General features: G+C 63.9%; 21 protein-coding genes. 15 read left to right on the top strand and 6 right to left on the bottom strand.

The annotated features are described in order from the left end of the window. Nucleotides 1–12: 12 nt before the first annotated feature. Genes ACWEO2_RS33365 through ACWEO2_RS33335 form a run of 7 tightly spaced genes read left to right on the top strand, consistent with a single transcriptional unit; the run spans nt 13 to nt 7,213 of the window. Nucleotides 13–1,128, top strand: coding sequence for a beta-ketoacyl synthase N-terminal-like domain-containing protein (locus tag ACWEO2_RS33365; protein WP_452408978.1), 1,116 nt, complete (start codon nt 13–15; stop codon nt 1,126–1,128). Further along, entirely contained in the window at nt 1,125–1,889 is a 765-nt protein-coding gene (gene fabG / locus ACWEO2_RS33360; protein ID WP_452408977.1) for a 3-oxoacyl-[acyl-carrier-protein] reductase, read from the top strand. Before ACWEO2_RS33365 ends, fabG begins: the two co-directional genes overlap by 4 nt. Continuing rightward, a complete protein-coding gene (locus tag ACWEO2_RS33355) occupies nt 1,886–2,569 on the top strand; it encodes a DsbA family protein (RefSeq protein ID WP_452408976.1) in 684 nt (227 codons plus the stop codon). Before fabG ends, ACWEO2_RS33355 begins: the two co-directional genes overlap by 4 nt. Further along, nucleotides 2,556–4,226 carry a phytoene desaturase family protein gene (locus ACWEO2_RS33350; protein WP_452408975.1) on the top strand — a complete coding sequence of 557 codons (1,671 nt, stop codon included), beginning with the start codon at nt 2,556–2,558 and terminating at the stop codon, nt 4,224–4,226. The genes ACWEO2_RS33355 and ACWEO2_RS33350 overlap by 14 nt, the downstream gene beginning before the upstream one ends. 37 nt (nt 4,227–4,263) lie before the next feature. Further along, nucleotides 4,264–5,385, top strand: a complete 1,122-nt coding sequence (locus ACWEO2_RS33345) for a beta-ketoacyl-[acyl-carrier-protein] synthase family protein (RefSeq protein ID WP_452408974.1) — start codon at nt 4,264–4,266, stop codon at nt 5,383–5,385. Beyond that, nucleotides 5,382–6,260, top strand: a complete 879-nt coding sequence (locus ACWEO2_RS33340) for a beta-ketoacyl synthase N-terminal-like domain-containing protein (RefSeq protein ID WP_452408973.1) — start codon at nt 5,382–5,384, stop codon at nt 6,258–6,260. Before ACWEO2_RS33345 ends, ACWEO2_RS33340 begins: the two co-directional genes overlap by 4 nt. 2 nt (nt 6,261–6,262) lie before the next feature. After that, nucleotides 6,263–7,213 carry a thioesterase family protein gene (locus ACWEO2_RS33335; RefSeq protein ID WP_452408972.1) on the top strand — a complete coding sequence of 317 codons (951 nt, stop codon included), beginning with the start codon at nt 6,263–6,265 and terminating at the stop codon, nt 7,211–7,213. A gap of 91 nt (nt 7,214–7,304) precedes the next feature. On the opposite strand, the gene ACWEO2_RS33330 is transcribed toward ACWEO2_RS33335, so the two are convergent. Both ACWEO2_RS33330 and ACWEO2_RS33325 read right to left on the bottom strand, forming a co-directional pair. After that, nucleotides 7,305–8,387, bottom strand: coding sequence for an acyl-CoA dehydrogenase family protein (locus ACWEO2_RS33330; protein WP_452408971.1), 1,083 nt, complete (start codon nt 8,385–8,387; stop codon nt 7,305–7,307). Between the two features lie 22 nt (nt 8,388–8,409). Continuing rightward, on the bottom strand, nt 8,410–9,591 hold the full coding sequence (locus tag ACWEO2_RS33325; RefSeq protein WP_452408970.1) for an acyl-CoA dehydrogenase family protein: 1,182 nt from the start codon (nt 9,589–9,591) through the stop codon (nt 8,410–8,412). Between the two features lie 378 nt (nt 9,592–9,969). Here ACWEO2_RS33325 and ACWEO2_RS33320 point away from each other — a divergent pair, with 378 nt between their 5' ends. Further along, nucleotides 9,970–10,761, top strand: coding sequence for a hypothetical protein (locus ACWEO2_RS33320; RefSeq protein ID WP_452408969.1), 792 nt, complete (start codon nt 9,970–9,972; stop codon nt 10,759–10,761). Between the two features lie 29 nt (nt 10,762–10,790). Here ACWEO2_RS33320 and ACWEO2_RS33315 read toward each other — a convergent pair whose 3' ends face one another. Further along, nucleotides 10,791–11,642 carry an ACP S-malonyltransferase gene (locus tag ACWEO2_RS33315; protein WP_452408968.1) on the bottom strand — a complete coding sequence of 284 codons (852 nt, stop codon included), beginning with the start codon at nt 11,640–11,642 and terminating at the stop codon, nt 10,791–10,793. A gap of 334 nt (nt 11,643–11,976) precedes the next feature. Here ACWEO2_RS33315 and ACWEO2_RS33310 point away from each other — a divergent pair, with 334 nt between their 5' ends. Next, nucleotides 11,977–13,644: an AMP-binding protein gene (locus tag ACWEO2_RS33310; protein WP_452408967.1), complete on the top strand. Its 1,668-nt coding sequence runs from the start codon at nt 11,977–11,979 to the stop codon at nt 13,642–13,644. A gap of 98 nt (nt 13,645–13,742) precedes the next feature. On the opposite strand, the gene ACWEO2_RS33305 is transcribed toward ACWEO2_RS33310, so the two are convergent. Then, nucleotides 13,743–14,774 carry a TylF/MycF/NovP-related O-methyltransferase gene (locus ACWEO2_RS33305; protein ID WP_452408966.1) on the bottom strand — a complete coding sequence of 344 codons (1,032 nt, stop codon included), beginning with the start codon at nt 14,772–14,774 and terminating at the stop codon, nt 13,743–13,745. 268 nt (nt 14,775–15,042) lie between these two features. On the opposite strand from ACWEO2_RS33305, the gene ACWEO2_RS33300 reads away from it, so the two are divergent. The 4 genes from ACWEO2_RS33300 to ACWEO2_RS33285 are packed head-to-tail and all read left to right on the top strand — an operon-like array spanning nt 15,043 to nt 18,181. Beyond that, a complete protein-coding gene (locus ACWEO2_RS33300; protein ID WP_452408965.1) occupies nt 15,043–15,468 on the top strand; it encodes a hypothetical protein in 426 nt (141 codons plus the stop codon). Between the two features lie 14 nt (nt 15,469–15,482). Then, nucleotides 15,483–15,944 carry a 3-hydroxyacyl-ACP dehydratase FabZ family protein gene (locus tag ACWEO2_RS33295; protein WP_452408964.1) on the top strand — a complete coding sequence of 154 codons (462 nt, stop codon included), beginning with the start codon at nt 15,483–15,485 and terminating at the stop codon, nt 15,942–15,944. A 42-nt stretch (nt 15,945–15,986) separates the two neighbouring features. After that, nucleotides 15,987–17,030: an acyl-CoA dehydrogenase family protein gene (locus ACWEO2_RS33290; RefSeq protein WP_452408963.1), complete on the top strand. Its 1,044-nt coding sequence runs from the start codon at nt 15,987–15,989 to the stop codon at nt 17,028–17,030. Next, complete coding sequence (locus ACWEO2_RS33285) at nt 17,021–18,181, top strand: acyl-CoA dehydrogenase family protein (RefSeq protein ID WP_452408962.1); 1,161 nt, start codon at nt 17,021–17,023, stop codon at nt 18,179–18,181. Before ACWEO2_RS33290 ends, ACWEO2_RS33285 begins: the two co-directional genes overlap by 10 nt. A gap of 32 nt (nt 18,182–18,213) precedes the next feature. Here the strand turns inward: ACWEO2_RS33285 and ACWEO2_RS33280 are convergent, their stop codons facing one another. After that, nucleotides 18,214–19,218 carry an NADPH:quinone reductase gene (locus ACWEO2_RS33280; protein WP_452408961.1) on the bottom strand — a complete coding sequence of 335 codons (1,005 nt, stop codon included), beginning with the start codon at nt 19,216–19,218 and terminating at the stop codon, nt 18,214–18,216. A gap of 344 nt (nt 19,219–19,562) precedes the next feature. On the opposite strand from ACWEO2_RS33280, the gene ACWEO2_RS33275 reads away from it, so the two are divergent. Further along, nucleotides 19,563–20,255: an SDR family oxidoreductase gene (locus ACWEO2_RS33275; protein ID WP_452408960.1), complete on the top strand. Its 693-nt coding sequence runs from the start codon at nt 19,563–19,565 to the stop codon at nt 20,253–20,255. Between the two features lie 75 nt (nt 20,256–20,330). Further along, nucleotides 20,331–20,750 carry a cupin domain-containing protein gene (locus ACWEO2_RS33270; RefSeq protein WP_452408959.1) on the top strand — a complete coding sequence of 140 codons (420 nt, stop codon included), beginning with the start codon at nt 20,331–20,333 and terminating at the stop codon, nt 20,748–20,750. A gap of 324 nt (nt 20,751–21,074) precedes the next feature. On the opposite strand, the gene ACWEO2_RS33265 is transcribed toward ACWEO2_RS33270, so the two are convergent. Further along, on the bottom strand, nt 21,075–21,812 hold the full coding sequence (locus ACWEO2_RS33265) for a nitroreductase (protein WP_452408958.1): 738 nt from the start codon (nt 21,810–21,812) through the stop codon (nt 21,075–21,077). Nucleotides 21,813–22,476 lie beyond the last annotated feature (664 nt).

Here is a 22,476-nt window from a genome sequence, read left to right as displayed (position 1 = left end):
TGATCGGCGCCCATGGAGAAAGGAAGCGAGAACCCGATGACATTGGTGTTCTCCGGCTGGTCGGTGTTGTCTCCATTCGGAGTGCGCGTACAGGAATTCCAGAGCGGAATCCGATCGGGAATTTCGGCATTACGCGCTGTCGACTCCGGCCAGGACCGTATCCCGATTACGCGGGTCGGGCTGGTCAGCGATTTCGATGTGCGAGAAACGCTGGGCGCCAAAGGCACTCGGACGATGGACCGGGTTACCGGCCTTGCCGTCGAGGGAGTCCGACAGGTACTCGATGAACTGCCAGGAGTGGGCCACGGTGCGGAGACGGCATTGGTCCTTGGCACTACGACCGGCAGCCTGCGCAGCATGATGGAGTTCGTCAAGGATTCTTACGTCCAGGACAAGCCGTTCCAGGTCGATCCCGCTCGATTCCCCAATGCGGTGATGAATCGCGCGGCTGGGCAGTGCGCGATCTGGCACGGGTTGCGTGGACCCAACGCGACTATCGCAGGGGGACGCGCGGCTGGGGTGTCGGTGCTGCAGTACGCCGCGCGGCTCTACCACCGCGATCGAGCCCGCATGGTGTTGTGCGGGATGGCCGAGGAATTCTCACCGCATCGCGCGTGGGTGGAGTATCTGGCCGCGGAGCGGCTGGATCGTCCTCTTGGGGAGGGCTGCGCGGTGTTCGTTCTGGAGCCGCGACAGTCCGCACTCGCTGCCGGTCGCAACGTGCTTGCAGATCTGGTCCGGGTGGAACAGGGAGTGTGGGGGGCCGGCGCCCCCGTGCGCGATGTGCTGGCGCGGCTGTTGCGTTCAGCGCTGGATGCCTCCGGCGTGGGGCCCGCCGAGGTATCGCTCACTGTGGTCGCCGGTGCCCTCGGAACCGATCCGTGGGAGGGGTTCTCCGCCGGTGAATCCGCGGCGGTGCGGGACGTGCTGCCTCGCACGGAGATTCGTTCGATCGCCGATCTGGTCGGTGATTGCGGGGCGGCGACCGGAGGGTTTCAGCTGGCGACGCTTCTCAGTGCCGATTACTCGGCTGACCAACCGTATTCCTTGCTCACATCGGTCGATCTGGACGGCGCGGTCGGATGCGTATTGATCCGCCGATATGAGCCACGCGGGGAGACTCGATGAGCAGTAACCCGATGAGCAATGCCGAAGTTCGGCCCGTCGCCTTGGTGACCGGAGGTTCCCGCGGTATCGGCCGCGCGGTGGTTACTCGTCTGGCAGCGGATGGATACGACGTGGCATTTTGCTACCGGTCCCGGTCCGATGCGGCCGAATCCTGTGTCGGCGAGGCCGAGGCGACTGGTGCGCGGGCGGTAGCCACCCAGCTCGACGCGGCGGATGCGGATGCGGTGCGGGCATGGGTCGACACCACCGAACGGGAGCTGGGACCAATCGACACGCTGGTGACCTCGGCAGGGATCGTACGTGACAGCCCCATGATGCGGATGTCGGAAGCCGATTGGCACACAGTGATAGATGTCAATCTTTCAGGCGCCTTCTCGGTATGCCGTGCGGTCATCTTCCCGATGCTGAAGCGGCGCGCGGGCAGTATTGTCACCATTTCCTCCATCTCCGGGATCCACGGAAACGTCGGGCAAGCCAACTATTCCGCAGCCAAGGCGGGCATCATCGGGATGACCAAGGCCATGGCGAAGGAAGTGGCGCGTTTTGGAGTGCGCGCCAACGTCGTCGCTCCCGGCTTCATCGATACCGATATGACCTCGGTGCTCGACCCCGAACTGCGTGAGTCGGCGGTGGGTCGAATTCCGTTGGGACGGTGGGGAACTGCCGAGGAAGTGGCCGACATGGTGAGCTTTCTGTGCTCACCGCGCGCGGCCTACGTCACCGCGGGTGTCTTTCAGGTGGATGGGGGAATGTCGCTGTGAAGGCCGAACCGAAGTTCTACTTCTCATTGCGCAGCCCCTATTCGTGGCTAGCGTTGGAAGAGTTGATGTCGCGGCATCGCGATCTCGCGCAATCGTTGACATGGGTGCCGTTCTGGGATCCTGACCGCACCATGCTGGCCGCCCTGCAACAGGCCGGCGGCGGCTTCTGCTACGCGTCGATGTCACGGGAGAAGCATCTGTACATCCTGCAGGACGTGCGGCGCGCGGCGACCGCCCGCGGACTGTCCATGATCTGGCCAGTCGATCGCAACCCGTGGTGGGAGGTTCCGCACCTGGCATGTCTGGCCGTTGAGCGAGAGGGCCGCATGCCCGAACTCGCGGTGGCGTTGACCCGCGCCCGGTGGTGCGAGGGGCGCGACATCTGCGACCCCAAGACAGTCGAGGCGGTCGCCTGCGACCTGGGACTCGACGGTGCCCAGATGGTGGCGTCGGTGTCGACTCCGCAGCTGCGCGCTGCCGCGGTGGAATCTCTACTGGCGGCCTACCAGGACGGCGTCTTCGGTGTGCCGTTCTTCGTGCGGGGGGTCAACAAATTCTGGGGGGTGGAACGGTTGGACGCCTTTGCGTCCTCGATGGGGGCACAGCCCGCCGAGTCGGCCGACTTCACCGTCCCGTTGCCGGTCGGTGGCGATATGGGTCATGCCGGTGGCTGCGGCTGAACCGGCGGTCTGGGACGCGATCGTTGTCGGTGCGGGGATCGGGGGGCTGGTCTGTGCTGGGTATCTGGCGGCCGCCGGCCGTCGGGTCCTAGTCGTAGAGCAGCACGATGTCGCGGGCGGCAACGCCCATGTGTTCCGTCGTCGCCGCGCCTACGAATTCGATGTCGGCGTGCATTACCTCGGTGATTGCGGACCGGATGGGATCGTGCCGGCGATCCTGCACGGCTTGGGTGTGAGCGATCGGGTCCGCTTGCGGCCCATGAACTTTGAAGGATTCGATCGCATCGTGTTGCCCAGTCGGATCATCGATGTGCCGGTGGGTTGGGCCGCCTACCGGCACCGGCTGCGCGCCGCGTTGCCCGAGGAGGGCGCCGCGATCGCGGCCTGCACAGATGTTTTCGAGGCGATCGGTGCGATCATGCGAGCCACCCTGATTGCACCGGAAGATGTGGCGGGCCTGGCAAGGCGTTACCCAGGCGCACTGGCGTGGAGCCGTCGGCCACTGGCCCGATTGTTCGACGAATATCGGCTCTCACCGTTGGCACGAACCGTGCTGTCGGCGCAATCCGGCAACTATGGCGCCGCTGCGGCGCAGGTCACGGTCGCCACGCACGCCAGCGTGATGGATCACTACCTGCGTGGGGCCTACTATGTCGACGGTGGCGGCCAGACGCTGGTCGCGGCGCTGGTCGAGATGATCGAAGCACACGGCGGGCAGGTACGTACGCGAACCGGGGTGCGCGCCATCCACACCGACGGTGGCGTCGTATCCGGGGTGAGTTTCGAAGACGACGAGCGCGCGTATGCGGCCCTGGTGATCTCCAATGCCGACTTCCGCCGGACGGTGCTCGATCTCTGCAGCGATACCGCGGGCTTCTCCGAACAGGTGATGCGACGAACACGAACAGCGCGCATGCGCAATGCGTGGGCCATTCTGTATCTCGGGCTGGCCACTGAGCCGCAGGGGCTCGACGGTGCCAATCTGTGGTGCTTCGACCATGAGGACATCGACGAGGCCTACCGGCGATTCGATGACAGGATCAGCGGAGCGCCGTTTACTTTCATATCCTGCGCCTCCGCCCGTCCGGCGCAGCGGCCGTGGGCATGTCCGCCCGGACATGCCAGCATCCAGGTCATGGGGCCGTGCCCAGCGCCCATGTCGAGGTGGGGCAGTGACATCCGCTACCGCCGCGATCCGCGATACCGGTCATGGAAACAGCGCCTGACCTCCGAGTTGCTGATCGCCGCCGAGAAGGCGATGGGACCGATCACCGGCGACATTGTGCACTTGGAGACGGCGACCCCACTGAGCCATCAGCGCTATACCCGCTCCAGCGGGGGGACCCCCTATGGCTTGGCCGATTGGGGTGGGATAGCGAGTCGACCGGAGACGGCCACCGCCGTGGCGGGCCTACACGTTGTCGGGCAGAGCACCCGTTACGGTAGCGGCATTGCTGGCGCAGCGGTGAGCGGAATCCGTTGTGCAGGAGAGATTCTCGGCCGTGATCTGCTGCGCGAAGCGTATGGCGGAGCGGTACTGGCCGACCCAGCGCGTTCAGCGTCGCGATCATCCGAATGGGACCCGCTCGCGGTGTCGCGCGGCAGCTTGCGTCGCGATGCTCCGGGACTGCCGAAACTGACCCTTGTCCGATCATGACCATGCGGTCGTGATGTCGAACGCTTTGTGAGAGTTGATGAATACACAGATCGACACCAGCTGGGTGATCACCGGAGCCGGAGCCGTCGCGGTGATCGGCGAAACACTGACGGAGTTCTTCGCAGCACTATGCGCCGGCAGGTCCGGTGTGGCCGAAATCCAGCGCTTCGCAACCCACGATTACCGCACGCACCACGGATATCCGAGAGACAATTCCAGACCCGACACAACTGCTTACGCCACGAGGTTGCTGGTCCAATCCGTCGCCGAGGCGATGGCCCAGGCTCGGCTCGACGACCTGACCGGCATTCCGGTCATCATCGGAACCGGGCTGCGCGAATTCCGCTCGGTCGAGCTGGCATGGCAGGCCGGTCCCGCCGGGGGTTCGCCGGACCTGGATTTCGGGCCCGCGCTGCGCGATCGGTTCGGGTGTGCCGAAGTGCACACCGTGTCGAATGCGTGCGCGGCCTCGTTGCACGCGTTGGGGATGGCCGAGGATCTGCTGGCACTCGACCGAGCCGACACCGTCGTCGTCGGCGGCGTCGATACGATCGCGGTGAGTATGTTCGCCGCGCTCGATCTGGTGCAGCCCCCAATGGAGGAGTTGCGTCCGTTCGATGCCCGGCACAAAGGCGTGCTCATGGGCGACGGTGCGGCCGCCATTGTGCTGGGTCGCGGCGGGACGGCCCGGGCGGTGCTGCGCGGTGTGGGAATCAACTGCGACGCCGGACATGTCACCGCACCCGATGCGGTCGGCATCGTGGCGGCCATGCATGATGCCCACCGCCGCGCGGGGGTGCGGCCCGCCGACGTGGATCTCGTCCTTGCCCATGGCACCGGCACCGCACTGAACGATGCCGCCGAGGCAACGGCCTTGACCGAAGTTTTCGGTGCCACACAGCCGGTGGTGACGGCGATCAAGGCGATGACCGGACACACCTCTGGCAGTTCCGGGTTGCTCAGCTTGGTCGCGGCGATCGAATCCCTACGCACCGGGGCGGTTCCGGCGATTCCTGATCTCGCGGTGCCCATCGACGAGGCGAAGCCACTTCGCTTGGCGACAGCGCCGATCGAGTCCGTCGATCTGCGGGTGGCGCAGGTGAACTCCTTCGGTTTCGGTGGCGTCAACGCCGTCGCGATCGTAGAGCGTGTCGCATGATGTGGCCGGCGCCGGATGCACCGGTGATCGTCGGCGCCGCCGTAGTCGCGGCAGGCTTCCCTGTGCACGACCCGTTGAAGGTCCTCGGTAAACGCGGATTGCGATACAAAGATGAAGCGACACGGCTCGGCCTGGCGGCTGTGTATACCGCATTCCGGGATGCGGGTATCGACGACTGCTCCGATGCCGTCACCGCCGTGATCGCCAGTTCCAACTACGGAAATCTCGACACCGTCTGCCGGATCGTCGGTGATGGCGTTGACTCCGGTGAGCGGGGGCCGATGGACCTTCCGAACGCGTCCAGCAATATCATCGCCTCCTCGATTGCTATCCGTTTCGGGCTTTTCGGCCCTAACCTCATGCTGTGCAGCGGTGCGAACTCCGGCCTTGATGCGGTGGACTGGGCTACCGTGCTGCTCGGATCGGGGCGCGCGGCACGAGTAGTCGTCGTTGGAGTCGAGGTGGACAATGCGGCCGTCCGTCGATTTGCCACCGCCCGAATACCTTCCGGACTGTTTCACGGCGCGGGCTGCATCGTTGTCGAGCGGGCGGACCTCGCGACATCACCGCCGCAGGCGGTTGTCGGGAAGTGTGTGCGCGGCCCGGAGGTATCCGCTTCGGTCGCCGCAGCGCCGGTGAACCGTTGGTACACACCGGACTTCGGCAAGCCTGGCGAACTTGTATCTGTGGTGGACGCCGAGGAGGTGGTCGATCTCGCGGAGCGGATCGGCGCGGCCTCGGGCGCGCTCGGGATCGTTCAAGCCGCGCTCGCCGCCACCGGTCACGGCAGCTCTCTTCTCACCACCGGTGGTGACGGCGCACCGCTGACCGCCTGTTTGATCACCTCGAATTCCCCTACTACCTCTGGAGAGTGACCATGACATCATCGGTGGAGCCGGTCTCGGGGCCGATTACACAGGTCAAGTTGCGTCCGCGATACGAGGGTGCGAATATCGGCCCGTGGATCGGGTTCAAACACGTGAACTACCTGGTCGAAGAGGCGCTGATCGCCCATTTTCGCCGTCTCGGAAATGACGTGCGGAGTCTGTACGCCGACCACGGATTGTGCTGGGAGATAGTCGATATCGATACCCGAATCATCCATGTCTTCAACCTGGACGAGGCCGTCCGACTGATCGTCCGGTCGCGCGCGGCGAGCGACGGTGAGCTTACCTACGAAGTCGTCATAGTCGGCGACCGCGACGGGGACGAGATCAAACTGGCGCGCTCGCGGGTATCGGTTGTCCTACGCGAAGATTCCCGATGGGCGAGCCCACGCGCCGCAGCGGCGCCGGAACTCGCGAGCGCGGTCGTTCCCGAGATTCGGCGCTCGGCGCCGGCATCGGGATTCGGCAGCCCCCCGGCAAGCGGTCTTCCCACGGATGTGGCACGACTGACCCAGGGGCGCAATGGGTTTGCGTGGACCTTCCGAATCCCCTATTTCTACTGCCACTTCACCGAGCGGCTGCAGATGTCCGGATATTTGCGGATCATGGAGGACGCCGTGGATCGGTTCCTCGCCGACCGTGGTGTCTCCATCCGCATGCTGCTCGATGACCAGCAGCTCATTCCGGTGGTGCCTCGATCACGGATCACCATGCTCGACGAGGCCTATATGGAGGAAGACCTGCATGTGGTGCTGGTCGTCGACGATGTGTTCAAGAACCTGACGTTCACCGTCGGTATGGAATGCTATGTGCAACGTGGCCAGACGCTTGTCAACGTTGCCGCCGGTGCGATCACCCATGGGTACGCCAGGCTCGAGGATCGTGCGAGTTGGGGACTCAGCGATCTCGACGAGCGTCTGTGCCGTGCACTGGCACGATAGTGGGCGGTATCGACTGGATTGTTACGGCCGATGTGGCGGCGCGGGGCCCGGGTTTTGCACCGCCACATCCGGTCTCAGGTCTGTGGCCTGGTCACGACCTCGGAGCGGACGAGAGGGCGTCGGCCAGGACCCGCAGCTGCTCGGTAGCCGCGCCGAAGAGGAATTCGCTGCGTTTGGCGGCGAGGAAGTACCGGTGCACCTGGTACTCGAGGAAGATGCCGATGCTCGCGTGCACATGCACCATCGTGTGTGCGACGCGGTGGCCGGCCTCGGCAGCCCAGAACTTCGCGGTGGCGACTTCGGCGTCTGCGGGCAGCCCCTGGGCTTCGCGCCAGGCTGCCTGCCAGAGTGTCAGGCGCACGGCCTCGACATCGATGTGAGCGTCGGCCAAGCGCTGCCGGACGGCCTGGAACGAGCCAATGGGTTTGTCGAATTGCTTTCGAGTCAAGGCATATTCGCTGGTGAGTTCCAATGCACGTTCCACAACACCGAGCTGTTGGGCGCAGGTGGCGATGGTCGCTCGACGATGTGCCCATTCGGCCGCACCGTTGCCCGGCGCCCCCAGGGCGTTCGCGGTGCCCACGGTGATGCCGTCGAGTTCGAGCAGTGCGGCGTCGGTGCTGTCGACGACGTGTTGCCCGGTGACGCGCATACCGGGGGTGTCGCGGTCGAGTACGAGCAGCAGCGGCCCCTGCGGGGTGGTGGCTTCGATCAGAAACGCGTCGGCGAATGCTCCCGCGGGAACGGCACTGTGGGTGCCGCTGAGCTGCCAGCCGGTCGCGGCGGGTTCGGCCCGGAATCGGTTGTCTTCGGTGGCGAGTGCTACCGCGAGCGTGGTGGTTCCGGACGCGACCGGTGCGACCCACCGCTGCCGCTGCTCGTCGTCACCGAACGTCGCGATCGCGCAAGCGCCCACTGCGACGCTTGTCAGGTACGGGGCCGGAGCGACGGCCCGGCCGATCTCGATGAGCACACTGCACTGCTCGGCCAGACCGAATCCGCCGCCGATCGGAGCGGGCAGCGCGGCCTCGATCAGTCCGGCCCGCGTGAACGCTGCCCACAGCGGCCGGTCGAAACCGGTGCCGTCCGGAGTGTTATTTGTCGTCCAGTCGGTGAGCAGGGTCCGGGCCAGCCCGGCCAGATCGCTTTGTTCCTCGGTGAAACTGAAGTCCATAACGGGATTCCTTTGGGAAAGATCAGCGGGTAACGGGCAGTCCGAGAGCAGTTTTGGCGATGATGTCGCGCTGTACCTCGTTGGTACCGCCACCGAAGGTGAGGATCAGTGACGATCGGTGGAAACGTTCGATCCGGCCGCGCAGTACGGCGCCCGGTGAGTCGGTGCGCACGATCGCCGACGTGCCCAGCACCTCCATCAGCAAACGGTATGCCTCCGTGGCCAATTCGGTGCCGAACACCTTGGTTGCCGAGGCGTCGGCCGGGCCGAGTTCGCCGGAGTCGGCGGCCCAGGCGATGCGCCAGTTGCGCAGCTTCAGGTACTCGATATTGGCGTGCACGCGTGCCAGGTGCAGTCGAACCCATTCGGCGTCGATAACCCGTGAACCATCAGCGCGGGTGGTTCGCTCGGACCACTCCCACACCTGCCGCAGCGACTCCTGTAATGGCGCAGCGGAAGTCAGCGCCACTCGCTCATGGTTGAGCTGATTGGTGATCAACGGCCAACCCGCGTTCGGTTCGCCCACGATGTTGGTGGTGGGGACGCGGACGTCGGTGTAGTAGGTGGCACTGGTGCCGGGACCGGCCATGGTGTGAATCTTGCTCCAGGAGAAGCCTGCTGCGGTGGTGGGGACGATCAGGATGGACAGTCCGCGATGCTTGGACGCCTTCGGATCGGTGCGTGCGGCCAGCCAGATGTAGTCGGCATATTCGATGAGGCTGGTCCAGGCCTTTTCCCCGTTGATGACGAACTGGTCACCGTCGCGGACTGCGCGCGTGCGCAGCGAGGCGAGGTCGGTGCCCGCCTCGGGTTCGGAATAGCCGATGGAGAAGTGCAGGTCGCCCTGCGCGATGCGTGGCAGAAAGAACGACTTCTGTTCCGGGGTACCGAATCTCATGATGGTGGGGCCGACGGTGTTCACGGTGAGAAACGGGAACGGCACCCCTGCGGCGGCGGCTTCGTCGTTGAAGATCAGCTGGTCCATCGCCGGCCGGTTCTGCCCCCCGAATTCTGCCGGCCATCCCAGTGTGAGCCAGCCGTCGCGCCCGAGGGAGCGAACGACTTGCTTGTAGGCTTCGGGCGCACCGTATTCGCCGCCCGGGCCGTCCAATGCCGCGCGTATTTCCGGTGTCATCAGATCGGCGAAATACGCGCGCAAGTGTTTACGTAGCTGCTGCTGTTCCTCGGTGAAATCGATATTCATCCGCGTCCCTTGCTGTAACGTGTCGGTTCTCTTCAAAGCTAGAACACGTTATTGCTAGATATAAAGCGGCGACAGCAGCAGGAAAATGTAGGTGCCGTGACAGCAAGATGCCACGGTCAGGACTGCCTCGGCAATCGCCGACACTTCGCCTGCGCGCCGCCATCGGGATGCTGTCGACGCTCAGGATTGACGGAAATCCGGAAGTGAAACGTGTTCATCGACACGTCACATTCTGCTGGAACGGTGCATCGTGTCGTCGGAGCGGCTCAGGGATGTCCGGTATGCCCGCTAATGCCGTTGTCCACCAATGTGTTTGACCGTGCGATCATCAATGGCAAGCTAGCTGTTGCAGGCGGAAGTTCGACGGGGAGGCCGAGGGTGAACTACGACGTGACGGGATTCTCACGACAGGACCCGAGAAACCACGATGGTGGTGACGACATCGTGGAACTGCTCGCGAAGTCGCGACAACTGATCGACCGTGCGATGGACGAATGCCGCGACGACCGTGCGGGCACCCACGACATTGTGAGGGTGCGCCCGGGGGAGGGCTGGGAGCAGGAACTTCAGCGGCTACTCCAACGGGCACGCAAGGAAGCGATGCTGGTGGTGTCCAGTCCGTTGCGCATCCAACCGCACTATCAGTCCAGTCGGACGCTGGTCGAGCAACTACTTGCCGCGGGACGCGAGGTCCGACTGCTGTACTCGCGCCACTACGTCGAAACCCGCAGCCCGGATATGCTTTTGCAGCACCCACAGGTACACGCCCAGACGAGGGTGGTCGACGCGGACTTCTACAACATGATCATTATCGACAAGCAGGTAGCTGCCATCTGGGGTGGCCTCGGAGAGCAGCGACCACATGGTTTCGTGGTCCGCGATGCCGCGTTGTTGCGAGTGATCCACCAGTTCGCCAGGATCCTGTGGGACTCGGCGTCGGACCTGTCGGTTCATCTCGGCCTGCGATCCAACGAATTCGACGACACGGCACTGGCCGTGCTGCGCGCGCTCAACCAAGGGCTCAAGGATGAGGTCGCCGCGCGCCAGCTATCGGTGTCGCTGCGAACCTACCGCAGATACGTTGCCGACATGATGGTCCGACTCGGTGTGACCACCCGATTCCAAATCGGTGTTCGCGCAGCAGAACTCGGTCTTCTCGAATCCACCTGACGTGCCCCTCGGTCGCGCCGCGTCCGATGCTACGCCACGGGCGCGGCGACGACCGATGTGGCCGACGTGGACCGGCGGCTACCTCGGATGAAGGTTGGGGATGCGCTCACCGTCGGTAAGGTTTTGCGCACTATTCCCGTCAGCGCGTCCCGGGCGCCACATTCGATGAACGTGCGCACTCCGGTCGTGCCGAGGTATTGCAACGCGCTGGTGAAACGTACCGGCAGCACCAGATGGTCGGCGAGAATTTCGGCGAAGTCGTCATCGTCGGTGTAGAACCGCTGCATGATCGGCGAATACACCGGAGTCCGCAGGCAACCCGCCGTGCCCGCGAGCTCATGACGCAGACGCTTTCCAAAACTCGCGGCTGCCGCCTCGAGCAGCGGGCTGTGAAACGGGTACGGGGATGAAATTCTCACGGCGGTCACCCCGATATCGCGCGCAATCGATTCCGCGAGCGTCAATGCCTCCGCCGGGCCGGCGAGCACCGTTTGACGTGGGCCGTTCTCGACGGCGACGACAAGGCCTTCGATATTGATGGCATCGACCAATGCTTGCGCCCTGCTCGCCTGCGCACGGACCGCGAGCATACCGCCGGATTCGGCCGCGATCTCGAGGCACTGCGACCGGATATGGACGATCCGGGCGCCCTGACCTGTCGTGAAGACTCCGCCGGCGACCAGAGCGGCTATCTCGCCGAGGCTGTGCCCGGTCAGCGAATGTGGGTGGAGCTCTTTCGAAATCACGATTCTGTAGGCGGCGACAGCGGTCCCGAACAGTGCCAGCTGCAGCGTATCTGGATCGTCGGCGAGTAGCTGATCGAGGCTGGGTGGGTATCCGTCCAATAGGATCGGTGATATCGCCGCGGCTCCGAGCTCCACGGTCCCATTATCGATTTCTTGGAAGGTCCGACCGATCTGCGGCCACCGATCTGCGTATTCCAGGAAGGTTTCCTCCAGATATGCACCCTGGCCTGGAAACATGCAAATAGGTGGAACTGTGGGGTCGAACTCCACGGCTGGCTCCTTGTTCGATACGCGCGGATCTTTCTTTTGTAGACCCGCATTCGGCCCGTGAGCCGCGGATCTGACAGCAAACTGACGCTGCCCGAAAGCATCCGCATGCATAGTGGCCGCAATGTGTCAACCGATACCTGGCCACTGATCGTCAGCTCTAGAGTGATCCACCTCTTGATTCGCTCGCGAGAGGATCTTCATGCCCGACAATACTTTCACCCAGCGGTCACCGGTATTCGCCGACTTGTTGCTGGAGCGTGCCGACGATGATCACCCAGGGCTCCTGTTCGAGGATTCCCGGTGGACCTGGCATCAAGTCGTGCGCGAATGTTTCGCCCGTGCGACCGTACTGACGCAGCTTTGCCGCTACGGCCGGATGTTTCATGTCGGTGTTCTGCTGGAGAACGAACCCGAATACATCTTCTTACTGGGCGCGGCGTCACTGTGCGGCGCGACCGTGGTCGGTATCAACCCGACCCGACGCGGCCGCGAACTTGCCGCAGATATCCGGGGAGCCGACTGCGATCTGATCGTCACCGACAGTGCGCGGGCGGCCATGCTCGCCGAAATAGATACCGGCGTGGACGGGGAACGAATATTTATTGCCGATTCCGCCGCATGGACCGAGCTGGTCGCGGCGGCACGGCACAACCGGATGATCGCGACCGCCGCTCAGGACCCAGCTACCCGTTTGCTGCTGACCTTTACCTCCGGTTCGACCGCGGCGCCCAAAGCGGTCATCTGCTCGACCGGCCGGCTGGCTGCACTCGCCATGGCCAACCCGTTCGGGATCACTCGGGACGATGTCACCTATAACTCGATGCCGTTGTTCCACGGCAATGCGATCATGGCCTGCTGGGCGCCATCGGTCTTCACCGGCGCGACATTCGCCATGCGGCGAAAGTTCTCGGTGTCGGGATTCTTACCCGACATCAGGCGGTTCGGTGCAACCTATTTCAATTATGTGGGCAGATCGCTCGCCTATCTTCTCACCGCCCCCGAATCGCCCCTCGAGGCCGACACTCGACTGCGGATCGTCTTCGGCACCGAAGCAACGCCGCGCGACCGCTCCGAATTCGAGCGCCGGTTCGGAGTCCGTCCGATGGAGAGCTACGGCTCGAGCGAAGGTGTCATCTCGATACGCATGACACCGGATGCTCCGCCGAACTCGCTCGGCCGTCCCCCTGAATTCCTCGATATCGAAATCCACGATGAGTTCGGAAGGCAGTGTCCCCGAGCCCGATTCGATAGCCACGGGCGTTTGCTGAATCCCGGGGAGGCGATCGGGGAAATTGTTAATGTCGCCGGAGCGCACCTGTTCGAGGGTTACTACAATAATCCCGAAGCAGATCGAGATCGGTTACGCTGCAATGTATTTCGAAGCGGCGATCTGGGATATCGAGATGAGGCCGGGTTCTTCTATTTCGCCGGGCGGTCCGCGGACCGGATCCGAGTCGACGGTGAGAACTTCTCCGCAGCGCCGGTGGAGCGAATACTCGCACGATTTCCGGGCCTCGCGCACGTCGCGGTGTATCCGGTGGCCGACGAACGAACCGGAGATCAGGTAATGGCGGCGCTCGAACTGGTCGACGATGCCAGGTTCGATGCCGAGGCTTTCGGTGTATTCCTCTGCGGGCAAAGCGATCTCGGCACCAAGTGGGCGCCGCGATATGTGCGGATCATCGACCGGATGCCGGCAACCGCCACGCGCAAAGTCGACAAGCCCGCGTTGCGCAGGGCCGCTTGGCTGGTCCATGACCCGATCTATATTCGTCGAGGCAAGTCGTTTCACTATCACCGCGCGAGTGAGGCCGACAAGGCCGAAATAATCGCACAGTTCACGAAGTACGGACGTTCGCCGTGCTGACCGAGTATCGGGGGCCGGGCCGCATTCGCTCACAGGCGCCCTTTGGCGGGTAGGTAGTCCGCGTACGCCGATGTGCCGGGACCACCGCATATACGGTGTTATGTCGCCGGACTGGTTGTCGCGGAGGTCTTTACACAGATTCGGCCCTGTGTGTCGATGCGATGCAGCAACACCGGTTCGTTCACTTTCGTGAAGTATTCGTCGACCGCTTGGGTTGCCCCGCTGTATTTCCCGTAGTCATCGACGATCAGCACGCCACCCACCGACAGCAGCGGATACAGGTGCTCGAGTTCGTGGCGGGTCGAGTCGTAGAGGTCGGTATCCAGTCGCAGAATGGCGATGCTGTCGGGGGCCTGCTCGGGAATCGTGTCCTGCACGAGACCTTCGACGCAGCGGACCCGCTCGCGCGGATACCCCGTGCCGCACACCGTGTCGAGCACCGATTGCTGGTCACTGCCTTCGTCCTGCACGCTGTCGGTGACACTGGCCAGGAGGTCCCCGAGCTTCATCGCCCCAGACGGAAGCTGCAGTTGATCCACCTCAGATGGCGGATCCCAGGTCCAGGCGAAGGTGTCGTACAGCCAGATCGTGCGGCCGAGGTCCTTCGCCGCTACCAATGTCGCCGCCGCGATAGCGGCGCTGCCTCCCCGCCACACACCGCATTCGACGACATCACCCGGAATCCGGGCGTCGGCGATGTATTTCGTGGCGAGCCGCAGCGCGTAGCTCATCGATACCGAGGTCTGTGTGGTGTGCTGCAGGCTCTCGTACAGTTCGACGAACTGCGGGTCGAGATGTCTGATGTCGGGGAAGGTACCCAGCGCCCGAGGCACTTCCATCGCCGCCACCCGGAGGGAGGGATTGGACGCCTGCTGGTCCTGACTATCGCGCAGGAGCCCGGCAGTGACGAGGTGTTCGATTGCGGCCCTGGTCGCCGCTGCACTCACGCCGTGGGCTTCGAGCTCAGCGACAACCTGATCGACCTGCGCTGGTTGGGAGAACCGGGATAGCAAATCGGCAATGGTGGGCGTTACCGACCGCAGGTCGAGTGGACTGTCGCTGTGCCCCAAGCGAACACCCTCTGTTCCCCACGCGAGGAACGTACCGGGGCGCGTTTGGTAGATCGTCATGGCTTCTCCCGTCGTAACCTGGCCGATCACCACACGCAGCTGCGCGCCGCAGCGGGAGACCGAGGAAACTAGAGATCTACCGGCCAGCGGATCGAGGGCCTGCCCGCTCGCAGGAAGATGTCGCCTCGGGCCGGGCAGTAATACGCAGCGCTGGCCGCTATGTGCCACTCGCGGTGCGCGTGTCCAGCACGCGCCTACATTCGGCTGGATCCCCGATACCCGCTCATCCGACGGTATCGCTCGCACTCGTACCAGGAGGCAGGAGACGATGCGTGTTCTCGACTGCGTGGAAGGTAGCGTGCCGAACGCGAGTCCGGTCCGTGCACCGATCGATTGGCAGCAGCACGCCGACCCACAGGAATTCTGTGCGGCCTGGACCGTCAGTGCCGACGAGGCGATCTTTCGAGGGCACTACCCGGGGTTTCTCATCTTCCCCGGTGTGTGTCTCGTCGAATCGGTCCACCGGGTAGCTGTTTCTCACGCCGCCGCACATGGCATATCAATGCTGCTCACCGAGATCGAGCACACTCGATTCCTGCATCCGGTCTTTCCCGATCACCGAATCGTCGTGGCGGGCCGAACAACTGCCGCCGATGACAGTTTTCGGTGCGTGGCCACCATCCGGTCGGCGCGCGGAGACGGTGAGCCGGAATTGGCGGCCCGGGTCCGGCTGCGATATGGCAGGCGTGCGTAATGAATCCACGCGTTATGGATGCATTCGGGCCGGCGCAGATCATGGGACTACTCCCGCATCGGCCGCCGGCGTTGCTGCTCGACCGGATAGTCGAGTTGGTGCCGGGGGAGCGGGTGACCGGCATCAAGGCGATAACGGTGGAAGCCGTGTGGTACGAAGGCGTGGACGGACTCGATTATTCGTATCCCAGTTCGCTACTGGTGGAGTCATTCGGTCAGGCGGCTGCGGTATTGCTGGCACAGGCGTGGCGCCCCGGGCAGGGCATCGCCGATGAGGTGCCCATCCTCGGCGGCTTGTCCGGTGTGTGCTTCGACAGACCCGTCGATCCCGGCGACGTCGTGTACCACCACGTGCGAATCGACCGCGTAATCGAAGATAACGCGATCATCAGCGGGCACAGCACCGTCGACGACACCACGGTGATGCGAATCGAGCAGGTAATTCTGGCGTTGCGTCCCAAGGGGCGAATTACCTGATGCGCGGCCGATTTACGTCTGTTCTATCGAGAAGGCTGGTAAATGGATTTCGGATTCGATGAGACACAGTTCGCCGTCGACGAGGCGGTCCGCGGTGTGCTTTCGCGGGAACCGACTCCTGCCGACGCGTGGCGGATGCTATGCGATGGCGGCCTGCACATGCTGGGGTTCCCGGAGGAATTCGGTGGCGCCGGTCTGGGTGCTGTCGAAGTGGGAATCGTGGCTCGCGCCCTGGGCGAAGTCGCCCTCACAACGCCGTTGTTGGGAGCGGGCATCGCTGGGCTGGTGGCCTCGCGATCACCGAGCGCGAATATCACCGACTGGTGCAAAGGAGTGCTCGACGGACAGGTGACGGCAGTCAGTGCGGGTATCGCGGGCGGCGGTGAACTCCCCACGACGACAGCCGATCCGGGAGCGCAAGGTCAAACGATCACCGGTCGATTCGCTGCTGCTCCACACGCGCAGCAGGCACGGTGGCTTCTCGCGCCCACCGTGAGCGGACCGGTTCTGGTCGATATCGATGACCAGACGACAACCGCGACCGCGATCGAATGTTCACTGGGCACTGAACAAGCCGACGCCCCCGTAGATATGCAATTCGAGCTCGCCGACGCGCGATGCACAACTCTGTTGTCCGTGAATGCCGATGCACAGGAACTGTATGCCGACCTCTATCGTGCGGTCTTGCTGTCCTATGCGAGCGGGCTGCTCAGTGGCGCACTGAAACTCACCGCCGAGCACCTGCGGTCGAGAACTCAGTTCGGGCGCCCACTGTCGACATTCCAGGCAGCCTCACAAGAGATCGCTGACGTCTACGTTCTTGCCACCGCATTGGAATCGGTGTCGTTGTTCTGCAACTGGACTATCGACAACGGCGGCTGTGCGAGCACCGAACTGGACGCGGCACTTTTCCTATTTGCCGCAGAGGGCCGTGCGGCGATGCAGATGTGCCACCACCTGCACGGGGGGCTGGGTGTCGACGTCACCTATCCGATGCACAGGTACTTCTCACTGGCCAAGGACGTGGTCCGGCACTGCGGCGGTGAGAGGCAGAATCTCAGGAGGTTGGGTACACGATGTTCATAGGTCTGACACCGGAACAGCGGTCATTGCAGCGCGAGATCCGTTCGTACTTCGAAACTCTCGTAAGCGAAGAGGATGCGCGGACCCTGTTGGACGACCGGCACGGCATGGTGGCGAAACGGATTGTGCGACAGCTGGGCGAAGACGGCTGGCTGGGGGTGGGTTGGCCGAAGGAGTTCGGGGGCAAGGGATTCGGCCCGCTCGAACAGCAGATCTTCGAGTCCGAGGCGGTACGGGCGAGTATCCCGCTGTCGTCGGTCACCTTGCAGACCGTCGGCCCGACGCTGCTGCGTTACGGCACAGTCGAGCAGAAAGAGCGATTTCTGCCCGGAATTCTGCGTGGTGAAATCGAATTCGCGATCGGCTACACCGAGCCGGACGCCGGCACTGATCTGTTCTCGCTGTCGACCACCGCGAAGAAGCAAAGCGACGGTTCCTACCTCATCAACGGCCAGAAGACCTATACGACCGGCGGACACACCGCGGACTACATCTGGCTGGCCGCTCGAACCGGCACCGTCGAGTCGCGGCACCGCGGTTTGTCGATACTGATCGTCGACACCGCGGATCCGGGGTTCAGTTGTACCCCGATCATTTCACTCGACGGAGCGCATCACACAAACGCCACTTATTTCCACGATGTGCGGGTACCGGCATCGATGTTGGTCGGCGAGGAGAACAGAGGCGTCAAATATCTGATCTCCCAGCTCAATCACGAGCGGGTAATGCTCAGCCCGTCCGGCCGGATCGCCGCCATCTACGATCTGGTGCACAAGTGGGCCGTCTCATCAGGGGCGCTCGATCGAGACGATGTACGGGAGTGCCTGGGCGAGATTCTCGCGGTGCTGAAGGTCAACGATGTCATGAATTGGCGGGTAGTGGCATCGACCGGACCGGACGGGCCCAGTCAGGCGGATGCGGCGGCCTCCAAGGTCTTCCACACCACTCGGGTGCAACGTGTCGCGCGCATCGCCGAAGACATCATCTATGCCTGGGGAGACCTCAGCGACCCAGCCACCGCGCGGGCCCTGAAAGCGCTGGACGTTCATGCCAAACGGAATGTCGTGATCACATTCGGGGGCGGCGTCAACGAGGTGATGCGGGACATGGTTTCCGAGGTCGGCTTGGGCCTGCCCAAAGTCACCCGCAGATAGCTTTCTCCGTGCACGTTGTCGCCCGATGCCGCTCAGTCGAGGTCGAGCAGAACTTTGCCGATCGCGCCGTCTTCGACAGCGTCGTGGGCGGCTGCGGTGCGGGTCAGGTCGTAGTGGTGCAGCGGCAGGCCGGCGTTTTCCCCGACGTGCAGGGCGTTGTCGGCGAGTGCGGCAGTGATGTCGTGCACGGCCGCCTGCAGGAGAGGTTCGTCGAGGGTGTAGAGGATGGTGAACTGGTAGCGCAGGTTCTTCCGGAACGTTGCCCGCAGCGGCAGGACCAGTTCATCGCCGCCGTTGTTCGCGTAGACCGCGACCGTGCCGTGCACTCTGGTCACGGCCAGGTCCAGCGCGGCGTTGGGGGCCGGGGCTACCTCGGCGACCAGATCGACGCCCTCGGGAGCGATCGCCTTGATCGCGGCCGCGGTGTCGCCCTGGCGATAGTTAACCACATGGTGCGCCCCGGCGGCTCGCGCCAAGCGGGCCTTTCGGTCGGAGCTCACGGTCGTGATCACGGTCGCCCCGGCCCAGCGGGCCAACTGGATCGCGGCGTTGCCGACGGCGCCGGCGCCGCCGCCGACGAGCACGGCCTGCCCCGCCAGCGAGCCGGGCGCGAGCCGCGACACGACCCCGGAGGTCAGCACCCGGTGCGCGGTCACGAATGGCGTGCCCAACGAGGCTCCCAGATCGAGAGACGCCCCCTCCTGCAATGGCGCGACATGGTTCACCGGCTGCACCGTCACCTCGGTCGCGGTGCCGTAGGCCCGGCCGTGCTGCGCCAGCAGCAGCCACACCCGATCGCCCACCGCGAACCGTTCGACGCCCGCCCCGACCGCCTGCACGACGCCCGCGCCGTCCTGCCCTGGCGCGACCTCGCCGACGATATTCGCCAGACCCGCGCGGAACTTCCAATCCGTCGGGTTCACGCCCGAACGCAAAACTCGGACCGCCACCTCGCCCGGACCTAGAATGGGCTCGGGGCGCTCCACCAGCCGCAGGACCGACGACGGGCCGGTCTCGGAGTAGACGACCGCACGCATGCCCGGTCCAACAGCGACGTGACCTGGGACATTCCGACCTAGCCCCGGCATGATCTATGGGAAAGCGCGGGACGATCGCAGTCCTGCCCGGTCAGACCCTCGGTGGTCGTGCCGAGCCAGGTCGACCGCGGCAAAGCCGGATCGAAGATCCACGTGCTTTCCGATTGTGCCGGAGTCCATTAGGAAGCAGGTTTCTGGCGATCTTCACTGTGGAACCCATCACGGACGGCTTAGCCTGGTTCTACGCCAATATTGCGGATCACCAAGTAAATCGCGTGCACGCAGGTTGTCACTTGTGACCGGCTGGCTTCATATGCCCCGGTAGAGATCCGGAAAGGAAAGCCATGAAGATCGTTGTGATCGGTGGCACAGGTGTTCTGGGGTCAAAAGTGGTTGACAAACTGAGGGACCACGGCGACGAGGCGGTGCCAGCGTCGCCTAGGACTGGCATCAACACACTTACCGGGGAAGGCCTCGCCGACGCGCTAACCGGTGCCGACGTGGTTGTTGACGTATCCAACTCACCCTCCTTCGACGACGATCCCGCGATGGAGTTCTTCACAAGATCGACTACTAACTTGGAGGCTGCCGCGAAGGCCGCGGGCGTCAGGCACTACGTCGCGGTGTCGATCGTTGGTGCCGACCAGCTACCCGAAAGCGGCTACCTACGGGCGAAGGTCGCCCAGGAGAAGCTCATCCAAGAATCGGACATTCCCTACTCGATCGTGCGCGCCACCCAGTTCGCCGAGTTCACCGGCGCGATCACAGCCTCGATGACGGTTGGCGACGAAGTGCGCGTACCAGACGCGCTGATACAGCCCATCGCCGTCGACAATGTCGCAGCCGAGGTCGCCCGAGTGGCTGAAGGCGAACCACTGGATGACATCGAGAACATCGGAGGGCCTGAGAAGATCTCTTTCGAACAGATGGCCCGTGCCGTGCTGGCCCGAGAAGGCGGAGCCAAGACAGTCGTCGTCGACCCGCACGCTGGTTACTTCGGAACACCGCTCTCCTTGAACAGCCTGGTTACCGCATAGGCAGGTCCGATCGGACCAGCCGGAGCCGACGCCGCCGACAGCGGCGCAGCGATCTGATCAGTAAGGCGGACATCCATGTCGAAACAGCAAGAGCTTGAAGCGCGTTTGCAAAACGTGCTGACCGTGATTCAGAGCGTCACCCCGCCTTTTCTGCCGCCGAACGCCGAAGTGATGACCATTGTGGTCGAGTGGCCGCCCGGCGATCCTGGGGCGCCCCCGCACCGCCATCCCGGCGGACCGGCATTCGGTTACGTGCTGGAAGGCGAAATGCTGTTCGAGCTGGAAGGGGAGCCGCCCCGGGCCATCAAGGCCGGCGAGGCGTTCTGGGAACCCGGCGGAGACCTAATCCACTACTCGGACGGCAACAACCGCTCGGACATCCCGCTCCGCTACCTCGTCACGATGATGTGTACCCCTGGCCAACCGATGCTCGTCGTCGTCGAAGACGACGAGCTCGAGGCGCGCCACGACCGGCGGGTAGCTGCACCGAGCTGAACCCAGGATCCGCCGGTTATGTCGGTCGGAGCCGCGCGCAGGCCCGGCGAATATGACCGGGCACGCCGCCAGATCGACGGCACCCAGGCGGCCGGGCGAGGCACTGGCTGCCAGCCCGGCGCACATCAGTGACCGGCCGAGATCGGCTGCGCTATCCCATTCGAGCCGCCATCTCGCACTTCGGCATCACCGGGCGTTCGAATAGATCATCGTGCACTCGACGGCTGGGAGTCGGCTGCTGAATGTCCGAGCGCGAGAGGCCATCTCGGTCGGTCAGCTCAACGTTGAGCTGAACGACCCAGCTATGTGCGCGCGTCATCGCCATCACTCGTGGCTGTCTGTGACGTAATCCGCGACGCTGGGACCGCTGATACGCCGACGGCCTTCAGCTGCCCCCCGGCGCTCGACGAACGTGACCGTCTCATCGAGCGGCGCCCGCTCTGTTCGGGCGTAACCCACCGTGACGTCCTCGAACCCGATCGACATGCCACAGAAGAGAATGAGCTCGTCCGGCGGTGACACGACCTCCGCAACGGTCTTGCGGTAGACCGACCACGCCATTTGCAGGCAACTGTGTAGCCCTTCGGCGCGCAGCAGCAGCATGACTGTCTGCAGATACATGCCGACGTCTGCCCACTGGGGTGGGCCCAGGTCGCGGTCGATGTAGCAGAACAGGGCGGCGGGTGCGCCGAAACAGTCCCAGTTCGCGGCAGCTGCCCGCTGGCGTGCCTCCATGTCCTCGCGCGAAATGCCGAGTTCGCCGTAACGCTCCCTGCCGAAGGCGGCTCGGCGCTCGCGGTAGGGGGATTTCAATGCGGACGGGTACATCTCGTATTCGCGCTCGTCCCAGGGGTCGCCTGCGGCCACGCGCTCGCCGGCGAGCTTCTTGAGCTCGGCGAGCGGCGCGCCGGTCAGTACGTAGGAGTTCCACGGCTGGAGGTTGGATCCGGACGGGGACCAAGCCGCGGCGGCGAGCACGCGCTCCAGCACTTCCTTCGGGACAGGCTGGCTGGTGAATCCACGTACCGCCCGTCGGCTCGTGACCGCTTCATAGACGTTCAAGATTGCCTACCTCCAGGTCTGCTGTGCTGACCATGTCTACGGCCGTTCAGCTCACGGCCGTGGCATTCGATGCTGGATAAACAGGTCTCGACTGACCGGCGGATATGTGTCGATATGTGTCAGCCCACGCGAATCCCTCCGCTGCACAGGCTCAGGCGGCATTGCGTGCCAGCCGTAGATAGATCGTCCTACGACAAATTAGACCAGTCAAATGAACGCAGCGGTTGTTGGCAGCATTGAATTGTGTTTGCAGTGTTCAACCGTCAACGGGATCGGGGCCAGAGTATGGCTTGCGGATTGCGGTGATGAGTAAGACGTTCTGGGCTTGGGTTGGCCCGCGACGAGATCCCTTGGTCTTTTAGGATTTTCCGCAATGTCGCACGGCTGATGTCGGCGATTGCGTTGATCCGCAACACATACCGAATCTTCGACAAACTCCACGTCGAGAACGGCCTGCCCAGGTCTCGGGGCAGCGCCGGGCGATCTGACCGATCCGCTCACGCGTCGCCGGATCAGTCCCGCTCGGCCTGCCCCGCTCCCTGCGACGAGTGCAAGCAGATACGGAACTCGTCGCACTCGGACTGCTGATCGATCGTCGCGACGAACTTGGCCGCGACCGTGCGGCCAGCGCGACCAAATGGGCGTCGACCGGGACGGTTTTGCG

Source organism: Nocardia sp. NPDC004278, assembly GCF_053602975.1.
This window is presented reverse-complemented; position numbering and strand designations above follow the sequence as displayed.

Excerpts from the sequence above, each read along its gene's own strand:
- ACWEO2_RS33365 (WP_452408978.1), top strand. The coding sequence starts at position 13 with ATGGAGAAAGGAAGCGAGAACCCGATGACATTGGTGTTCTCCGGCTGG.
- fabG (WP_452408977.1), top strand. The coding sequence starts at position 1,125 with ATGAGCAGTAACCCGATGAGCAATGCCGAAGTTCGGCCCGTCGCCTTG.
- ACWEO2_RS33345 (WP_452408974.1), top strand. The coding sequence starts at position 4,264 with ATGAATACACAGATCGACACCAGCTGGGTGATCACCGGAGCCGGAGCC.
- ACWEO2_RS33340 (WP_452408973.1), top strand. The coding sequence starts at position 5,382 with ATGATGTGGCCGGCGCCGGATGCACCGGTGATCGTCGGCGCCGCCGTA.
- ACWEO2_RS33335 (WP_452408972.1), top strand. The coding sequence starts at position 6,263 with ATGACATCATCGGTGGAGCCGGTCTCGGGGCCGATTACACAGGTCAAG.
- ACWEO2_RS33330 (WP_452408971.1), bottom strand. The coding sequence starts at position 8,387 with ATGGACTTCAGTTTCACCGAGGAACAAAGCGATCTGGCCGGGCTGGCC.
- ACWEO2_RS33325 (WP_452408970.1), bottom strand. The coding sequence starts at position 9,591 with ATGAATATCGATTTCACCGAGGAACAGCAGCAGCTACGTAAACACTTG.
- ACWEO2_RS33310 (WP_452408967.1), top strand. The coding sequence starts at position 11,977 with ATGCCCGACAATACTTTCACCCAGCGGTCACCGGTATTCGCCGACTTG.
- ACWEO2_RS33305 (WP_452408966.1), bottom strand. The coding sequence starts at position 14,774 with ATGACGATCTACCAAACGCGCCCCGGTACGTTCCTCGCGTGGGGAACA.
- ACWEO2_RS33300 (WP_452408965.1), top strand. The coding sequence starts at position 15,043 with ATGCGTGTTCTCGACTGCGTGGAAGGTAGCGTGCCGAACGCGAGTCCG.
- ACWEO2_RS33295 (WP_452408964.1), top strand. The coding sequence starts at position 15,483 with ATGGATGCATTCGGGCCGGCGCAGATCATGGGACTACTCCCGCATCGG.
- ACWEO2_RS33290 (WP_452408963.1), top strand. The coding sequence starts at position 15,987 with ATGGATTTCGGATTCGATGAGACACAGTTCGCCGTCGACGAGGCGGTC.
- ACWEO2_RS33285 (WP_452408962.1), top strand. The coding sequence starts at position 17,021 with ATGTTCATAGGTCTGACACCGGAACAGCGGTCATTGCAGCGCGAGATC.
- ACWEO2_RS33280 (WP_452408961.1), bottom strand. The coding sequence starts at position 19,218 with ATGCGTGCGGTCGTCTACTCCGAGACCGGCCCGTCGTCGGTCCTGCGG.
- ACWEO2_RS33275 (WP_452408960.1), top strand. The coding sequence starts at position 19,563 with ATGAAGATCGTTGTGATCGGTGGCACAGGTGTTCTGGGGTCAAAAGTG.
- ACWEO2_RS33270 (WP_452408959.1), top strand. The coding sequence starts at position 20,331 with ATGTCGAAACAGCAAGAGCTTGAAGCGCGTTTGCAAAACGTGCTGACC.